Source organism: Paenibacillus sp. J22P90, assembly GCF_059692195.1.
On sequence record NZ_JCAUAY010000010.1, the window covers coordinates 186,486 to 203,370 of the forward strand.

Genomic DNA, 16,885 nt, shown 5'->3' on the forward strand with positions numbered 1-16,885 from the left:
TTGCGTGACTAATCGTTATAACTCTAATTATAGGAAAAGTAGAAATGTGTACCTTAAATTATTCTAGGAAAATCTATAATTTTATTGGTAATAAATGTAATGGGAAATGGAAGGCGGAGGTAAAAGATCGGAGATTGCATTAAACAGCTAAGATTAGCGTTCAATAAAACAGCGGCAGTCTAGGAGTTAATTACCATGTCCTTGGCTGTCGCTGTTTCAATATCTAAGCTCAGTCTAAAACTTTTTTGGAAAGTTGACCGGTATTCTACAGGCGTGTACTCACACACTTGTTGAGATTTTGTTGAGATACAGTGTTGTAAAATAAATGAAGCGGTAAGCAGTAAGAACTAAGTTTAATAGTCAATTTAGTCTAGTCAGGGAGGTTTTGTAGGAAAAAAGAACTTTGTAAGTAATGGTTTTAAAGACCTGTGGCTGTAAGCAATCGATCAGGGGCTAGAGCATTCATTTAGTCGAGATATATTAGTTATAAGGAGAGAAGAGAGATAATGTTGATTACGAGACGCAACTCAGCTCATACGAGAGCGGTTGCCGTACTGATGAGTTTTTTGTTAGTCATTCTTTCACTAGTACCATTTGTAGCGGGCGGAAGCAAGGTTTTTGCCAGAGGAGCCTACGAACCAATTCCAGAAGTAACACCAGGCTACACAGGAGCTTTGAGCTGGAATCACTATTCCGCTCCGAGGAACAACAGTGTAGTTCCACTTCCAGGGACTTACAATTATACTCTAATTGGCTTGGATATTGACGACAATGATAACATCTATACGGTAGGTCAAAAAACTTCTACAGGTATAAACACTGCGACCGGTGTGGTGGAGATAATATCCGACAACGGCCAGACGGTCACTGACATTACCTACAACGCCAATCTGATTAATCCGCGTGGGATAGCGGTAGACAAAGACGCAAACGTTTACGTTACCGATAATAGCACCCTCGGGGTCTCAGGCAACGTTGGCAGAATCCTAAAGCTGCCTCATGGAACGAATTCATGGGAACCCATTACAGGCACACAAACGTTCAGATTTGCACTAGGCATTGCGGTAGATAACCATGGCAATGTTTTTGCCACGGAATACAGTGGAACTAGCACCCCATCATCACCTAGTGGGAATGTTTTTATGCTGCCTAGCGGCGGAAGTTCATGGTTTAATATTAGTGGAGCCACGTCGTTCTATGTTCCGTGGGATATTGCGGCCGATGGCGAAGGGAATGTATTCGTAAGTGATTCTTCGCCTGTGAATGGCTACTCTATAGTTCAAAAGCGTCCTCCTGGTTCTCCCACTCCTAGTGGAAGTAACATCTGGACGAATGTCGCACCTCTAATAGGGCAAGCCAACTCGTTTGCTGCTATGGGCATCAGTGTCGATAAATTCGATAATGTATATGCAATAAGCTTTGGTAGCGGTGTGTACAAACTGAGGTACAATGGGGGGCAGAGCGATTGGAGCAGCATTGCGATTACATCCAGTTCTGTATTTGGAATTGGATTTGATGTGGCCGCAGACAGCTCTGGTTACTTTTACATCCCAAATCTCTCTTACGGCAACGTTTCCAAGCTGATGGCGTCTGTGATCTATAACGCAAATGGTGGAAGTGGAACCGCACCAATTGACCTTGTCGGGTACGAGCCGAACGAGTCGGCTATTGTAGCAGGCAACTCAGGCAGTCTAGTGAAATCAGGATATAAGTTTGAAGGCTGGGCTACCACCTCAAATGCGACTGTTCCTGAATATGTGTCTGGAGATTCTATCACTTTGACGCAAAGCGTGACCTTATATGCCGTATGGTCTCCGCTGTTAACTGTCACGTACAATGGGAATGGCAGCACGGGCGGAAGCGTACCTGTTGATAGTGGAGCTTACAGACAAGGCGTGACAGCTACTGTTTATGGTAATACCGGAAATCTTGTAAAAACAGGCTATACCTTCGGCGGCTGGTACAAGTCGACCGATGTAACGGAAGCTACTTATGCTCCAGATAGTACTTTCACTATAACAGGAAACATCACTTTTAATGCGAAATGGAATCTGTTTGATTTAACAGATATAACGCTAGACAGCACTAGCTATACAATAGAACGTAATCAGACGCACCAAACCGTAACGACTGCAGTCTATTCCAACGGCAGCACGTTCACGCTTTCCTCTGGTGTTACGTATTCCTCGAGCAATACGACTGTTGCTTCGGTGAACAGCACTGGTTTGGTGACTGCCCTCAACGATGGACAGACGGTCATTACCGCCGTATATGGTGGCAAAGAGGCTCATGCGAATGTAACGGTCAATACGCACTCAACTGGTGACGGCTCACCGCTGCCAGCTGACCCTGGTATTGAAATCTTCGTCGACGGTGTTAAGCAGGAAAAGCTGGCAACCGCTCAAGAAACGGAAGTGAACGGTCAGAACGTTACAACGATTACGCTAGACAGCAAGAAAGTAACGGACAAGCTGGAGAAAGAAAACAACAAGCTGATTACCATTCCGGTAGGCGGCGATCGCGAAGTTGTAGTTGGCCAGTTAAACGCCAGCTTAGTTAAATCCATGCAATCGAAGGATGCACAAATCCAGATTGTAACCGACAATGCGATTTACACGCTGCCGGCATCGCAAATCAATATCGGCAGCATCTCTTCTCAGGTAGGTTCTGACGTGAAGCTCGAAGACATCACCATCAACATCCAAATCTCCGAAACGCCAAAATACAAGGCGACTCAAGTAGAGGGTGCGGCTAAGCAAAATCAGTACACACTCGTCGGAGCTCCGGTTGACTTCGAGGTTACTGCTTCCTACGGAACCCAGACGGTTCTGGCGAACAAATTTAACAGCTATGTAGAACGGAAGATTGTCCTTCCTGACGGAACCGAAGCAAGTGATGTGACTACAGGCGTTGTATGGACGGAAGACGGCAAGCTGATTCATGTGCCGACCATTGTCGTGAAAGAGAACGGCAAGACATACGCCATTATCAATAGCTTGACCAACAGCACGTATTCCGTCGTTTACAGCCCTCGTGAAATGAATGACGTAAAGGGGCATTGGGCGCAAGTCGATGTCAACGACATGAGCTCCCGCCTTATCGTAAATGGCGTGACGCCAACGGAATTCCGTCCTGACGCATCGATTACGAGAGCGGAGTTTGCGGCAATCGTGACACGCAGTCTTGGCATTCAAGACGCTGCATATGCTGGCTCCTTAAAAGATGTTCATATCAACGGCTGGTATGCGGGAACGGTACAAGCCGCTATCAACTACAAGCTGATAGATGGTTACGAGGACGGCACATTCCGACCGGATCAGAACATTAGCCGACAAGAAGCAACGGCTGTGTTGGCACGCGCTGCAAGTATCGCAAAGCTGAAATCGGAATTGCCTGCTGCAGAGGTTACTCGCGTATTGTCAGCATTTAAGGACGGCAGCGAAGTAGCGAGCTGGGCACGAACGAACGTCGCTGCTGTGGTCAGCCTTAACCTTATGAACGGACGAGGCGACAAGCTGGAAGTTGACGCTAATCTGACTCGTGCCGAAACGGCTGCTCTTGTACGCCGCTTGCTGCAAGCTGCAAAACTGATCAATCCATAAAGTTTTCCGAATAAGGGCTGTCCCTGGCAAATCTGCCATTGGGGCGGCCCTTTTTCGTTTTAAACGGGAGTTTTATTTAAGTAATTATTTACCATCATATATTTTTATTATTTGTTATCATATGGATAACTGCGGTTATCTTGGCAAGAAAGGTGGATGAATATGAACCCAGATAGACAGACTGGCTCCACAGACAATATTTTTAAGATTGAGTGCAAGGATATCATTTTACGAGAGTATAGATTAGAGGATTTGGACGAACTCTACTCAATTACCATGCAACCAGAGATAATAGAATTTTTGCCTGGGTGGAATGTTCCTAAAGAGCATCGGTTGGATTGGCTAGTAAATTACGAAATAGTTGAGAATAGACAGTTTCTAGAGGCAGTATCGAAAGGGGGGAATGTAAAGGAACTTCGTCTACGCTTAGGCATAATTCTTAAGGAGACGTGTGAGTTTATTGGTTGGTGTTGTACTGGAATAAAAGAGGAATTACCGTCCCCCAACAGAGAGATTGTGTTTGGAATCTCAAATAAACAGAAAAACAAAGGTTATACCACTGAAGCGGTCAATGGCTTAGTCAAGTATTTATTTGAGAATACGAATGTGGACGTGCTTAACGCGATAGCTCTGATCCGTAACCTATCATCTAATAGAGTTATACAAAAATGCGGCTTTGATTTTCTAAATATTATTGAAATTGAAAACGAGCAGTATAATCATTACCAGCTCCAAAAGAAGCTCTTCTAAAAAAACGGGGGAACATATATGAACAGATCCGATTACAAAGATTTTTACGACAAGGTTGGAAAATTAAATGGGTGGGATTTTAGTAAATTAAAAACGACTTCTGAAGGTGAACAATGGAATTTTCTTCATGAAGTGACTCAAAGATGTACGAAGTCCGATCTATTGCTGGATATTGGTACGGGCGGTGGGGAGGCTTTAATTTCTATGGCTGATGCTGCATTACTTCTTGTAGGTATTGATCAATCAGAAGGAATGATTCAGTCCGCTAATGAAAACTTAAACAAATCAAACAAAACCAATATTCGTTTCGTACAAATGGAAGCTGAGAATATTACTTTTCCTGAGTCCTTTTTTAATGTGGTGTCCTGTCGGCACAGTGAGTTTTATGCGAGTGAAGTATCGAAAGTATTAACCAATAATGGTGTATTCTTAACGCAACAGGTAAGCGAAAATGATAAATTAAACATGAAACAAGCATTTGGCAGAGGCCAGAGTTTTGGAACTGATCCTGGGTTCTTAAAAGATAAATACCTTAAAGAACTAGCTGAAGCTGGATTTACGGATATTCAGTCTTTTGAATTTGATGCAACGCAGTATTTCCAGACGTACGAGGATTTGGTCTTCTTTTTAAAATACACCCCTGTCATTCCTAATTTCGGGCAAACGGAGAATGATTTTCACATACTTCAAAGGTTTATTGAAGCCTATCAAACGGAGAAGGGAATCAAGACGAATACGGAGCGCTTCATGATTGTGGCGAGGAAATAGAGCTTGCCGATTAACAGCCCTAGCGCACAATTTTTGTGCGCAAGGGTGCGTCAGTGGTGGTATTATCGGCAGCCTAATTTAACTGGCTTCTACGATACTGAATGGGAGTAAAACCCGTAATCTTTTTAAAAATCTTACAAAAATAAGGGAAATTAGGTACGCCCACCAAAGAACCGATCTGTTCGATCGATTTTGATTCTGTTTTTAGCAACCAGCAGGCTTGTCTAATTCTTCGCGCGATTACATATTCGGTGATGCTTCCCCCTGTTTCACTCCGAAATAACCGAGAGACATGATTCGTAGATAGATGGAGTTCCTTCGCTAATTCGATCAGGTCAAAAGGTTCCGTATAATGCTCTTCGACCCAATTCATTATTTTTTCAGCCGGGCTATCCGGACGGGCGACTCCACCAAATCCTCCAATATGTAAGGAGATCAGATAGTCTAAAATGTTAAGAATCAGCATGGACGCAGCCTCGTGGTCTTCATCCCTTTCATTCCACCCCGAAACCAAGTCATTGAATCGCTCGAGGACGCCTAACATATAAGTCGACCCACGCTCCTCACGGAACACCTGATTGGACATTTGTTCTTTCCATACCTGCTCCAAAAAACGAGACAGCACTGAGAAGTTTTTTAGATACGGTGCAACGATGGAGGGCTCGAAGGTTAAAACCGTTCGTACATATGGATTTTCAGGATCGGCATTAAATTGTATACGGTGAAGCTGGAAAGGTTGTAGAATCACTACACATCCAGCCTCTAAGTAATAAAGCTTGCGGTTGAGGGTCAGGGTTCCCTTGCCTTGATGGACAAATAAGATCTCGATCCCTTTATGGTAATGGTAGGTAATGGGGGGACACTCCAAGGACACATCCCTATATTTGAGTCGTATCCCCTGATTGTTGAGGACATGGAAGACTTGTGCTCGTTCATCCATTTGACTTGTGTGTTTCAACGATGATCACCATCCAACCCGCTTTATAAAATATCATTTGAGTGATATTTTGTGACGGAAGAATATAACTATTCTGGCACTAAAATAAGCTATGATAATATTGTCGATACCATCTAATTATACGTTGTAGTCATCATTAGTGACAATGATGATTACAGAGAAAGAGGATCACAGACCTCCGGAGGTGGGCATAAAATGTCATTCGTTTTTGCGACTCTAAAAGATGAAGAACACATCGAGTTATTAGATGGAGTCAAAGATATTCTGAAAGAATGTTATCAGATAACAGAAGATGAGGCGATGCTCGTTATTCATGAAGGTAGTGAAATAGCGCAAGAGCTGTTAATTGATTATTCCTCGTACATTGACTCCATTCATGAAATTATTAGCGGAATTAGGGATACGCTGGACAATCATATGAAACTAGTGACGAAGGAAGAACATTCTGCAAATAAAATGATTTATGAAGCAGCTGCATGGCACGCTTTTGAATATGTAAGATCTTACTATAAAAGAACGGCACATTCCGTGTAACGGCAATACTGACTAACAAATGAGGAAGGCGAATATCCGATGGCAGGGAAGTCAACATACGTGTACATGTCTGTGTATTACTCGCTGGTTTTTATGGCGCTAGGCGCGTTCAGCAACTATATTCCGATCTATTACAACGACATCTCGCTTGATCATTTCCAGATTGGTCTGCTCTCGACCGCTGGAGCGATTACCGCGATGATCGCTCAGCCACGCTGGGGATTGGCCGCCGATAGAGCGGCATCCAAAAACCATCTACTCCTTATAGCCCTGCTGATGACCGCTATTCTCGTCTGGGCGCTGCCAGCGGCAGGCAATCGGTTCTGGTTGCTTTTTGTGTGCACAATTGTGTTTGGTGCCGTCCAATGCGTGATCAACCCGCTCGGCGATACGATTACGCTGGAGATTTCTCGCAAATCGGGTTTTAACTTTTCACGAATTCGTACAGCAGGGTCCGTCGGTTATGCCTTGATGGCGGTTATTGCTGGCTGGTTGCTGGACCGTAATCTGCATTATATGTTCCCGCTATTTTCTGGGCTCGTGTTCGTCGCCTTCCTGCTGGCTTGGGGCATCCCTAAGGTGGAAGGCCATCAGCACAAGGCGAAGGTGGAACTGAAACAGCTGTTCACAAGCAAAAAGCTTGTTCTAATCTACCTATACACGTTGGTGGTAAACTGTACGCTGGGATTTTTTACAACTTTTCAAGCCGTCTACAGTAAGGAGCAGGGATTGAGCACAGCGCTGATCGGCATTGGTGTCAGTATAGGTTCAGTCAGCCAGTTTCCGTTCATGCTGTTTTTTCAGCCGCTTTACCGAAGGTTTGGGATTTTTAAAATATTGCTCATCTCCGGGATAATCCTTGCCGTGCGCTGGCTGCTATTCAGCGGCCCCCTAAGTCCGGCTGTCTATTTGGCGACGTGGGTATTGCATGGCGGGACGTTTATGCTGTTTTACTTATGTCTTGCCGAGTACGTGAGCACACATGTGCCCAAAGAGTTGAAAGCAAGCGGCCAAATGATGAATTCACTGACGATGAACGCCATTAGTCGTACATTGGGTTCGTTGTTAGGCGGACTGTACGCGGGCTGGTTCGGCATCCGTTCAGGGTTTGCTGTCAGCTCCTTCATCTGCATTGCTGCCGTGGCGTTGTTTTGGTATTACTACAGGTCAAATAATGAGGAACAGATGGAAGTTGAGGGAGCTGCTAAATAGAAAAGGAATTGAAGGGAATGTCAGCATATTGACAGAATGGGCAGGTTTGCATGGTGATTTCTTAACTAATGGATATATGGTAAAATAAGGGTATTACCTGAAAAAATTCACTCTATCAGAAGGAGTCAAGAATGATTCAATCCATTGTTCATATCGCTCTTGTGGTAAAAGATTATGATGAAGCAATAGATTTTTATACAAAGAAGCTGAACTTCACTTTAGTTGAGGACACCTATCAACCTGAACAAGATAAACGATGGGTAGTAATTTCTCCACCTGGTTCTGTTGGTACCACATTATTGCTTGCAAAAGCATCAAAACAGGAACAAGATATGTTTATTGGAAACCAGACGGGCGGTAGAGTTTTTCTATTTTTAAGCACGGATGACTTCTGGAGAGATTATAATGACATGGTGTCAAAGGGCATTGAGTTCGTTAGAGAGCCCAAAGAACAATCCTATGGAATTGTCGCCGTATTTAAAGATTTATATGGGAACCTATGGGATTTGCTAGAGTTAAGTGAAGAGCATCCTATTTCCAAGAGAATAAAATAACAGTAAAGGATTTAAAAAATATTTCTAAGCGAAAGGCTGCCGCGTGGCAGCTTTTTTTCTTTCAAGGAGTGATCGGCATAGTTGATTAAAGAAAAACTTTAACTTGTACACTCTCCAAAACCACCATATGATTTAAGAAGGTCATATAGTAAAATTTTACATTCCATTTAACGGTGGGGACTAAGGGGAAATAATCAATGTTAGAAAATACAGATGTTAAAAGTATCATCGATACTCTTTGTAAAAAAGGCATAATCGATAACAATATAATTACAACTAAAATTAATACAGGATCTACGGATGGGATTGTTTATTTTTTGGAACAGCAGGATGAACCGAAATACGTTCTGAAAATTGACCATCCCAATCAAATTGCTTTGACCGAACAGTTTCTGGGGACGTACCGGCACCTGAAGCTTTTTCCTGATATTCTCTATACGGATTCTGCAAAAGGGTATATCGTATATACCTACATTCCAGGTACAACGCATTATAATCGTGGATTAAAAATAAATTGGCTGACAATTTTAGTAAAAGAACTCTTTAACAATTACGAAGAATATGTACAAAGGGACAAATGGGGAAGGCTAGAATCTCCGAGAACATCTTGGCGTGAGTGGAACTACCGCAGTTTGGTGGGGACGAGACATGATTGGGGGAGTCTTTTATCCATTGAAGATTACAATAGGGTAGAGGCCATATTTGAGAATATATCGAAAAATGAAGATCAAAAAGTGAGATATTTGCTGCATGGGGATACTGGTGTGCATAATTTTGTTTTTGATGAACACGCAGTGGTTGGCGTTATCGATCCATCACCGATGATTGGTCCTATCTTATACGATTTTACTTATGCTTTTTGTTCTTCTCCAGATGATTTAAACCTAGAAACGTTAATGGCAGCCTTTGATTTGCTCCATCATGAGCCTATTGAAAAATCAAGGTTAATTGAAGAAGTTATTTTTCAACTCTATTGTCGAATTGGAATTTGTATACGTTTGCATCCACATGATTTAGAGGACTACTTAAAAGCGTGGGAATATTGGAAGTCAGTGTAAAGGCAGCCATAACTTTATTTTTGAGTTCGGGGCTGCCGCTGTTTCTTTTAGCATGAGCCTTACACGGGGATCCCTTCAATAATAAAATTGTTCATTGGTGTAGGGACTATTTTCGATAATTTAAATCCAGCTTTTTCAAATAGTTCGCTAAACTCTGCTTCCGTACGCTCCTTGCCAGTTAAGAGCACTGCCATTTCCAAATCAACAAAATTAAGAAAGGGATCAGATGCGCTATCTGTTTGAATGACATTTTCAAATAATATAAGTTTTCCATGATCCAGTACGCCTTGTCTGCAATGTTGAAGGATCTTAACGGACTCTTCATCGCTCCAGTCATGAATAATATTTCTTAAAATGTAAGCATCTGCGCCTTCAGGAACAGAATCAAAGAAACTTCCAGCGATGCATTCGCAACGGTTATTAAGCCCTATGCTCTGAATGAATGTTTTTGTACCTTCAATGACAGCTGGAAGATCATAAATGGCTCCTGTAACATGAGGATGTTTGCACAAAATGGCTTCCATCAATCGGCCATGTCCGCCACCGATATCGATAATCTTGTTGAATAGAGAAAAGTCGTATACTTCCAACGTAGGACCAATTACTTTTGAAAAGCCTGACATCGCATTATTGAAAATTTCGCCAGCTTCTTGGTTCTCCGATAAGTAATCGAAGAAGGGGATGCCATACGTTTTCCGGAAGGCGGGTTCCCCGGTTTGAACGGCATGCAGAAGATTACTCCATGAATTCCTATCCCATTCTTCTCCTACCATAATAGCGATGCCTCTGGCAGAACCTTTAATGTCTGTTTGTAGAAATACACCAAGCGGACCATTTTCAAAGCACTTATTGTCCAACTCTTTAAATATCCCAGCGCTTGAAAGCGCTCGCAGTAAACGATATAGCGTAGGTGCATGCGTTTTTGTTTCTATAGCAAGTTGCTCATGGCTTTTAGGAGCCTCTTTTAACAAATCCGGAATGCCCAACTTCGCGGCAACGGATAAGGCTTGTTGGATCCATCCACCAAAAATCAATTGGTACAACTGCTGCGATTCACCTGCCATGCGATCTCTCCTTCATTTGATGAATTTAAGATCAAATTTATTCGGTTCTTTTAACATGTATGTATAATTTATCTTCAAACTTTACAACTCGGATTCGAGATAGTGCAGGGAAAAGGTGTCTATATGTCATTTTTATAAACCGGTATGGTGTTGAACTATAAGTGGAGGAGTTGCTGAGAAGCAGCTCCTCTTTCATTTTAATTAGGCCACTTATTGGAATATTATGTTAAAATAGAAGTAAGCAATGACTCATATCCGAATGCACATTTTTACTATGAAAAGGAGGTTTTACTATCATAACTTACGAAGTCAGCGTTCTGGAGAGAGAAGAGATTAAGTTGGTTGGTTTTTCAGTAAAGGAGAGTCTAAACAAGGTTATCGAATTGAAAATTGGTGCAAATCTCCGTGAGGAATTAGAGAATAGAAAGGTTGAAATAGAAAATAGGGTAAGCTCAGGGATGTATTTAATTCAAATATATCCTCATGATGGTCACTGGACTCCCGATGTACCCTATCAACATGTGATTGCCTACGAGGTGGCAACTTTCGAGGGAATTCCTAATGATATGATTACTTACACTTTACCTGCTGGACAATTTATTAAAATTATACATCAAGGATCAGAATCCCAAATTGGAACTACATATGATTATATCAATAAAACGTATGGTACTAGACCTATAGATATCGAATATTGGAACGACATTCATACTTTAGAGAACATAGATAATCAAATTGAAATGTACATTCCATCCAAATAAAAAATGAGCCAAAGGGAGTGATTAATCTGGAAACGATCAAAACGAAAATTGAAAGTTCTCTGACCGTCTTGCTGGTATCTGATTTTAAAAGGTCTAAGAAGTATTATGAAGAAGCCCTGGGGTGTGAAGTCAACGAGTTCTGGGCAATTCGAGATAATTTTGGATTAGGATTTAAATTAATTCAAGCAGCAAATATAGAAGACGTTAAACCTAATAAAGGTACTTGGAATACCTATGCTTATGTAAAAAATCACGATGAATTAGATGCTTTATTTATTGAGCTAAAAACAAATGGTGCAATTATTGTTTCGGAACCGATAGAAACTGAATATGATTGGGGAACGTGGAAGGATTTTTCGGTTCAAGATTTGGATGGATATATCATCGGTTTCGGATCGGGGAGTAAAAAATCATAAGGTTTTCAATTTGTAGGGCTGCCCCGTGGCAGCCCTTACTCCGTAGGTTAATTTCCTACTAGCTCCAGAGGTAAAAAGGCATAATTTCCGTTCCTCAGAATACTGCCTTTCTGAACAGGAATAGGATGTTTGAAGAGAGGACCATAGATGACGATTGTATGGAACTCGCCGCCTTCTCCACACGGGTCAATACCGCGAGCTTGTAGTTCTTTTACATAGTCGTGAGTTAACGTCCGCCCCAGATCTTCTTCCTGCATTCCTAACGATAAATTTACAGTAACTAGGATGGATACAAATCCTAGATCTATAAACTCTTTGACAGCTTCAACATGGTCCATTCCCCATAGCGGCATGCCAAGATTTAGGCCGACAGCTTGGGTAACCTTGTCATGCCAGCAGCCAACAATAGGCATATCCAAGTCTCCTGTAACTAATACCTCTGCGCCTTGACGTTTCGCTTCTTCCAAAAGCCCCACAAACACAGTTTCATAGTCATCCCAACTTGCAGCCGCCGTATAAACGGGCAATCCAATAGATTCAGCTTGGGCGCGGATAAGCTCCGGAGGCATGCCATGGGATCTGGAACGTTTTCCTTCTTCCTCCAGCATGACGATCAGTCCAATCGGTTCGCCAACCTTCATTGAATTATAAAGCGCCAGAACGCTATCCTTTCCCCCGCTAAAAGAAGCTATAAATTTATGGCCGTGAGCGCCATTTTTCCAGTTCACAAGGTTGTCCATTGCTATTGTTCTCCTTTATTTGTAAGCTCTGATCATTATAGCACGAGTTACTTTGGAATAATGATCGATCTCCTTCATCAATTAAATAGGGGAAGTAGTATGTTCAGTTCACTGGTGGCAAAAATGCAAAAGAGCATCCTTTTCAGGGGAATTCACTTAAGCGATTTAAATAAATGCAAAAAGGCATCTTTCGGCGGCGAAAATGTCTAACTAAGCTGAAAACGCAGAAATTGATGCCTATTTGCATCAATTTTAGCTGAAATCGTCTAATTAATAGAAAAAGGTTGCACTATTGCATTTCTTAGCTGTTAGAAGCTGCTGGAATCCTCCTACCCTCATAAAAGCCCAACGTGCCGGCAAGACACGTTGGGCTTTCTCCTACTTCTGCGCGCTTAACTCCTTAAGCGCTTGTTCAACGAATTTGCTTTCCAACACTTGTGAAGTGTCTAACTTCTTATTAATGGCCCCTTGCCCAAAAAGGAAATCAGCTTGCTCCTGATGAGCTTTGGCGAATTCCGGCGTGATCGGTGACAGCAGCGGGAAGGAGTTTTTGAGAACAGTCTCGATAATAGGTTTATCGAGCTTTTGTGTTTTGACAAAGCTGTCAGCTACTTCATCTTGATGCTCCAAGTAATATTTACGAGCTTGCTCATAAGTTTTGAGGAACAGCACCGTGAGATCAGGGTGTTCTTGCGTGAATTTCGTTCTGGCAATGAGGAAGCCTGGCGCATTAATGTTTAGATCCTCACCAGAGACTAGCACTTTGGCACCTGCTTGGAACACAGCGATGGTTGCATACGGATCCCAAATGGACCAAGCATCAATAGCGCCGCTGTCCAGCGCAGGTCTAGCTTCATCTGGCTGCAGTTGAATAACCTTGATGTCATCATCTTTCAGACCTGCTTTAGCAATCGCCATGTAAAGGAAGTTATACGCGCTGCTTCCTTTTGCAACGGCTACTTTTTTGCCTTTCAGATCCTTCAGCTCTTTGATCGGGCTGCCTTTCGGAATGACAATCATATTACCTTTCTTGCCATCACTCGTGACACCAATCGCTTTAAAGTCGATGCCGCCTACTTGGCCGGAGACGACTGGGGTTCCGCCGACGCTGCCAAAGTCGAGTCTGCCTGAAGCTAACGCTTCAAAGTGGGGAGGACCGCTGGCGAACTCGTTCCAAGTCACCTCAGCGCCTACGGCAGCGAATGCTTTTTCGAAGAAGTTATTCTCACGGGCGTAGACGAGAATGCCTGTTTTTCCTTGTACACCGATGTTAACCTTTACTTTTTCCTTCGGTTTTGCCGTTTCTGCAGCAGCAGCTTTTGGTGAAGCAGCATTGGCCGGAGTTGCGGCATTAGATCCTGAGGCAGGTGTACTGCCTTGCCCGCAAGCTGTTAAGGTCAGTGCAAAAATGAGAAAGACTAGAACAGATAAGTGCTTGAAAGACCCTCTTTTAGTAGACATAGTTAAAAACTCCTTTATATATGATGGTTGTTAAATCTCATCGAATCTCATTAAATCTCATTAAATCTCATTAAATCTCATAATGTAATGGCTGACTTCGTATAGCGATTCTTCGGCTGCGCGAGCCCGAGATGCTCACGCAGCGTTCGGCCCGTATAAGCCGTGCGATACAATCCGCGTCGTTGAAGCTCAGGGACTACGAGGTCAACGAATTGCTCTAAGCCTTCAGGCAAATAGGGCGGCATGATGTTAAAGCCATCGCAGGCTTCGTTGACAAACCACTCCTCGAGCATATCTGCGATTTGGACAGGCGTTCCTGCAATCGTGCGGTGTCCGCGTGCGCCAGTTACTCGGGCAATCAGTTGACGGATCGTTAACTGCTCTCGTCTAGCCATATCCAGAATCAGTTGATATCGGCTTTTGCCGCCGTTAATGTCGGTCGAGTCTGGCAAATCTGGCAGCGGGCCGTCCAGCGGATACGCGGATAGATCATGCCGCAGTACACCGGATACCATGGATAGGCCGACAGCCGGGTGAACTAAATCTTGAAGAGCAGCTTCCTTCTCGCGGGCCTCCTCTTCGGTAGCTCCAATGATTGGCAGGACGCCAGGCAAAATCTTCAACTCATCTGGTGAGCGACCGTACTCCGGCAGCTGACCTTTCAAGCTGGCGTAGAAGCTTTGCGCTTCCGCAAGCGTTTGCCACGCCGTGAACACGACTTCGGCAGTTTGCGCAGCAAATGCCTGACCTGTCGTGGACGAACCGGCTTGAACGATGACGGGCCTGCCTTGCGGGGTGCGGGGGACGTTCAATGGACCGCGAACAGAGAAATGAGTGCCTTGATGAGCCGCAGCATGGACTTTATCCGGATTAGCAAAAATACCTGACGCTTTGTCGATCACAAGCGCGTCTTCTTCCCAGCTGTCCCAAAGCGCTGTGACCACATCGACGAATTCCTTGGCTCGTTCGTAGCGAAGCGAGTGGTCCAAGTGATGATCCCGACCGAAGTTTTGCGCAGTGATTTCCATGCTTGTCGTCACCGCGTTCCAGGCCGCTCGGCCTCCGCTAAGATGATCGAGTGAAGCGAATTTGCGCGCAACATGGAAAGGTTCGCTGTATGTGGTGGATACGGTACCTGCAAGACCAATATGCTTAGTGACTGAGGCCAACGCCGAGAGCAGCGTAAGAGGCTCAGCCCGAACGGGCACGGTATGTCGAACAGCCGTCTCCAGACGTTCTGGCAGTGTAGGGATATCCTCCACGAAAATCATATCGAATTTGCCTCGTTCGGCGATTTGCGCAAACTTCTTATAGAAATTGAACGTGAGCAGACCGCTGGTATCTGTATGCGGATGACGCCAAGCGGCTACGTGATGGCCGACGCCAAATATAAATGCTCCCAGATGAAGCTGTTTTTTTGTATTCCCCATAATGGATGCCTCCTCGAATGAATATTTAAATGGCTGATGCGCTGTTGGCGAATTGGCTTACAGGACGAGTGAGACCGAGATGTTCCCGCAATGTTGTGCCCGTATATTCGGTACGGAACAAGCCTCTTCTCTGCAGCTCAGGAATGACGTGCTCGACGAAATCCTCAAGGCCGCCGGGCAGCGTTGGCGGCATAATATTAAAGCCGTCGCAAGCGCCATGCGTGAACCATTCTTCGAGCTGGTCCGCGATCTGGCTCGGCGTGCCGGCAATCGTGCGGTGCCCGCGAGCGCCAGTCACGCGATAAATGAGCTGGCGAATCGTTAAGCCGTCTCGCCTTGCCATTTCGGAGACGAGCTGGAATCGACTTTTGCCTCCATTGACGTCTCCAAGATCGGGCAGATCGGGTAGAGGACCATCCAGCGGATAGCCGGTCAAATCGACGTTCAGTGAAGCGGAAAGCATGGAAAGTCCGACAGCTGGCAGCACTTGTTCCTGAAGAATTGCTTCCTTAGCCCTCGCTTCTTCCTCGGTTGCCCCGATGACGGCAAAGATGCCGGGCATAATCTTGATATCATCCGCTGAGCGGCCATTCGCAACGGCTAGAGACTTCACTTCACGGTAAAAACGCTGCGCTTCTTCCAGCGTCTGCCAAGCGGTGAAGACGACTTCGGCCGTTTCAGCAGCAAGCCGCTTTCCGGTTTCCGAAGCGCCCGCTTGGATGACCACGGGTCTGCCCTGCGGGGAACGCGGGAGGTTCAGCGGACCACGGACCGAGAAGGACTGACCTCGGTGATGAAGCTCGTGCACCTTGTCGGGATCAGCGAATTGTCCGCTTGATTTGTCAGCGATAATCGCGTCATCTTCCCAGCTATCCCAGAGCTTATTGACGATATCAACAAACTCCCGAGCTCGCTCGTAGCGATCCTCATGAACAGGATGTGCAGTGAGACCGAAATTTTGCGCCTCCTCATTACGGCCTGATGTCACGACGTTCCAAGCGGAGCGACCTCCACTGAGATGATCAAGCGTAGAAAATTCGCGTGCTAAATTGTAAGGGTCGTGATACGTCGTTGACACCGTAGCCGCAAGCCCGATCTGCTTCGTCACGCCGGATAAATAAGCGAGGAGGGTCAATGGCTCAGGTCTAACAGAAACGGTATGTTTAAAACCCGCTTGATTGTAGTTTGCGACAGCCAGTGTATCGGCGAGAAAAATCATATCGAATTTTCCGCGCTCCGCCAGCTGGGCAAAGTTCTCATAGAAAGCATGTTTCAGGATGCCGTGCGCGTCCGTATCTGGATGTCGCCAGGCGGCGACGTGGTGACCAACCTGAAATAGAAATGCGCCAAGGTGCATGTGCCGTTGATTATGATGAGTCATTTTTTTGCCTCCAATTCGTGAAATAAAAAAAGACTCCGTAAGATGAGCAACGTCTTAAACGCTGTCAGTTAGGGAGCCTTTGGATGACCAATGAGCTAATTTATGTTGTTGGAGTCATGTTATCAGGTTATTCCCGATTATTCAAGTGGGTTTTATGAGAAATAATGATTGACCCAATGAAAGGGCTGGTGTTATG

The 16,885-nt window shown here is 44.5% G+C and carries 15 protein-coding genes; 9 read left to right on the top strand and 6 right to left on the bottom strand.

The window, feature by feature from the left end; translation table 11 throughout:
- Positions 1-506: 506 nt before the first annotated feature.
- The 3 genes from AC58UX_RS27280 (at position 507) to AC58UX_RS27290 (ending at position 5,120) form a co-directional block, all read left to right on the top strand.
- Positions 507-3,602, top strand: a complete 3,096-nt coding sequence (locus tag AC58UX_RS27280) for an S-layer homology domain-containing protein (protein ID WP_497258612.1) — start codon at positions 507-509, stop codon at positions 3,600-3,602.
- Between the two features lie 162 nt (positions 3,603-3,764).
- Positions 3,765-4,352: a GNAT family N-acetyltransferase gene (locus AC58UX_RS27285; RefSeq protein WP_497258614.1), complete on the top strand. Its 588-nt coding sequence runs from the start codon at positions 3,765-3,767 to the stop codon at positions 4,350-4,352.
- Between the two features lie 18 nt (positions 4,353-4,370).
- Positions 4,371-5,120: a class I SAM-dependent methyltransferase gene (locus tag AC58UX_RS27290; protein WP_497258616.1), complete on the top strand. Its 750-nt coding sequence runs from the start codon at positions 4,371-4,373 to the stop codon at positions 5,118-5,120.
- A gap of 73 nt (positions 5,121-5,193) precedes the next feature.
- On the opposite strand, the gene AC58UX_RS27295 is transcribed toward AC58UX_RS27290, so the two are convergent.
- Positions 5,194-6,060, bottom strand: a complete 867-nt coding sequence (locus AC58UX_RS27295) for an AraC family transcriptional regulator (RefSeq protein ID WP_497258618.1) — start codon at positions 6,058-6,060, stop codon at positions 5,194-5,196.
- 213 nt (positions 6,061-6,273) lie between these two features.
- Between AC58UX_RS27295 and AC58UX_RS27300 the strand changes: the two genes are divergently transcribed.
- From AC58UX_RS27300 to AC58UX_RS27315, 4 genes are all read left to right on the top strand, one after another.
- Positions 6,274-6,612, top strand: a complete 339-nt coding sequence (locus AC58UX_RS27300; protein WP_497258620.1) for a hypothetical protein — start codon at positions 6,274-6,276, stop codon at positions 6,610-6,612.
- A 39-nt stretch (positions 6,613-6,651) separates the two neighbouring features.
- Complete coding sequence (locus AC58UX_RS27305; protein WP_497258622.1) at positions 6,652-7,824, top strand: MFS transporter; 1,173 nt, start codon at positions 6,652-6,654, stop codon at positions 7,822-7,824.
- A 131-nt stretch (positions 7,825-7,955) separates the two neighbouring features.
- The gene (locus AC58UX_RS27310) at positions 7,956-8,378 is read left to right on the top strand and encodes a VOC family protein (RefSeq protein WP_497258624.1); all 423 of its coding nucleotides are present in this window, start codon (positions 7,956-7,958) and stop codon (positions 8,376-8,378) included.
- Between the two features lie 197 nt (positions 8,379-8,575).
- A complete protein-coding gene (locus AC58UX_RS27315) occupies positions 8,576-9,436 on the top strand; it encodes a phosphotransferase (RefSeq protein ID WP_497258626.1) in 861 nt (286 codons plus the stop codon).
- A gap of 59 nt (positions 9,437-9,495) precedes the next feature.
- On the opposite strand, the gene AC58UX_RS27320 is transcribed toward AC58UX_RS27315, so the two are convergent.
- Positions 9,496-10,479, bottom strand: a complete 984-nt coding sequence (locus AC58UX_RS27320; protein ID WP_497258628.1) for a methyltransferase — start codon at positions 10,477-10,479, stop codon at positions 9,496-9,498.
- A 338-nt stretch (positions 10,480-10,817) separates the two neighbouring features.
- Between AC58UX_RS27320 and AC58UX_RS27325 the strand changes: the two genes are divergently transcribed.
- Both AC58UX_RS27325 and AC58UX_RS27330 read left to right on the top strand, forming a co-directional pair.
- Positions 10,818-11,261, top strand: a complete 444-nt coding sequence (locus tag AC58UX_RS27325; protein WP_497258672.1) for a GyrI-like domain-containing protein — start codon at positions 10,818-10,820, stop codon at positions 11,259-11,261.
- A 17-nt stretch (positions 11,262-11,278) separates the two neighbouring features.
- Positions 11,279-11,677, top strand: a complete 399-nt coding sequence (locus AC58UX_RS27330) for a VOC family protein (protein ID WP_497258630.1) — start codon at positions 11,279-11,281, stop codon at positions 11,675-11,677.
- Positions 11,678-11,724: 47 nt separating this feature from the next.
- On the opposite strand, the gene AC58UX_RS27335 is transcribed toward AC58UX_RS27330, so the two are convergent.
- The 4 genes from AC58UX_RS27335 to AC58UX_RS27350 all read right to left on the bottom strand — a co-directional run bounded on the left by AC58UX_RS27335 (position 11,725) and on the right by AC58UX_RS27350 (position 16,689).
- Positions 11,725-12,417 carry a Dph6-related ATP pyrophosphatase gene (locus tag AC58UX_RS27335; RefSeq protein WP_497258632.1) on the bottom strand — a complete coding sequence of 231 codons (693 nt, stop codon included), beginning with the start codon at positions 12,415-12,417 and terminating at the stop codon, positions 11,725-11,727.
- Positions 12,418-12,795: 378 nt separating this feature from the next.
- The gene (locus tag AC58UX_RS27340) at positions 12,796-13,878 is read right to left on the bottom strand and encodes an aliphatic sulfonate ABC transporter substrate-binding protein (protein ID WP_497258634.1); all 1,083 of its coding nucleotides are present in this window, start codon (positions 13,876-13,878) and stop codon (positions 12,796-12,798) included.
- A 77-nt stretch (positions 13,879-13,955) separates the two neighbouring features.
- Positions 13,956-15,308 (bottom strand): LLM class flavin-dependent oxidoreductase, encoded by a 1,353-nt coding sequence (locus AC58UX_RS27345; RefSeq protein WP_497258636.1) that lies wholly within the window; start codon positions 15,306-15,308, stop codon positions 13,956-13,958.
- A 25-nt stretch (positions 15,309-15,333) separates the two neighbouring features.
- Positions 15,334-16,689 (bottom strand): LLM class flavin-dependent oxidoreductase, encoded by a 1,356-nt coding sequence (locus tag AC58UX_RS27350; protein WP_497258638.1) that lies wholly within the window; start codon positions 16,687-16,689, stop codon positions 15,334-15,336.
- Between the last annotated feature and the right edge of the window lie 196 nt (positions 16,690-16,885).

Coding starts and splice junctions, on each gene's coding strand:
- AC58UX_RS27280 (WP_497258612.1), top strand. CDS start 507: ATGTTGATTACGAGACGCAACTCAGCTCATACGAGAGCGGTTGCCGTA.
- AC58UX_RS27285 (WP_497258614.1), top strand. CDS start 3,765: ATGAACCCAGATAGACAGACTGGCTCCACAGACAATATTTTTAAGATT.
- AC58UX_RS27290 (WP_497258616.1), top strand. CDS start 4,371: ATGAACAGATCCGATTACAAAGATTTTTACGACAAGGTTGGAAAATTA.
- AC58UX_RS27295 (WP_497258618.1), bottom strand. CDS start 6,060: ATGGATGAACGAGCACAAGTCTTCCATGTCCTCAACAATCAGGGGATA.
- AC58UX_RS27300 (WP_497258620.1), top strand. CDS start 6,274: ATGTCATTCGTTTTTGCGACTCTAAAAGATGAAGAACACATCGAGTTA.
- AC58UX_RS27305 (WP_497258622.1), top strand. CDS start 6,652: ATGGCAGGGAAGTCAACATACGTGTACATGTCTGTGTATTACTCGCTG.
- AC58UX_RS27310 (WP_497258624.1), top strand. CDS start 7,956: ATGATTCAATCCATTGTTCATATCGCTCTTGTGGTAAAAGATTATGAT.
- AC58UX_RS27315 (WP_497258626.1), top strand. CDS start 8,576: ATGTTAGAAAATACAGATGTTAAAAGTATCATCGATACTCTTTGTAAA.
- AC58UX_RS27335 (WP_497258632.1), bottom strand. CDS start 12,417: ATGGACAACCTTGTGAACTGGAAAAATGGCGCTCACGGCCATAAATTT.
- AC58UX_RS27340 (WP_497258634.1), bottom strand. CDS start 13,878: ATGTCTACTAAAAGAGGGTCTTTCAAGCACTTATCTGTTCTAGTCTTT.
- AC58UX_RS27345 (WP_497258636.1), bottom strand. CDS start 15,308: ATGGGGAATACAAAAAAACAGCTTCATCTGGGAGCATTTATATTTGGC.
- AC58UX_RS27350 (WP_497258638.1), bottom strand. CDS start 16,689: ATGACTCATCATAATCAACGGCACATGCACCTTGGCGCATTTCTATTT.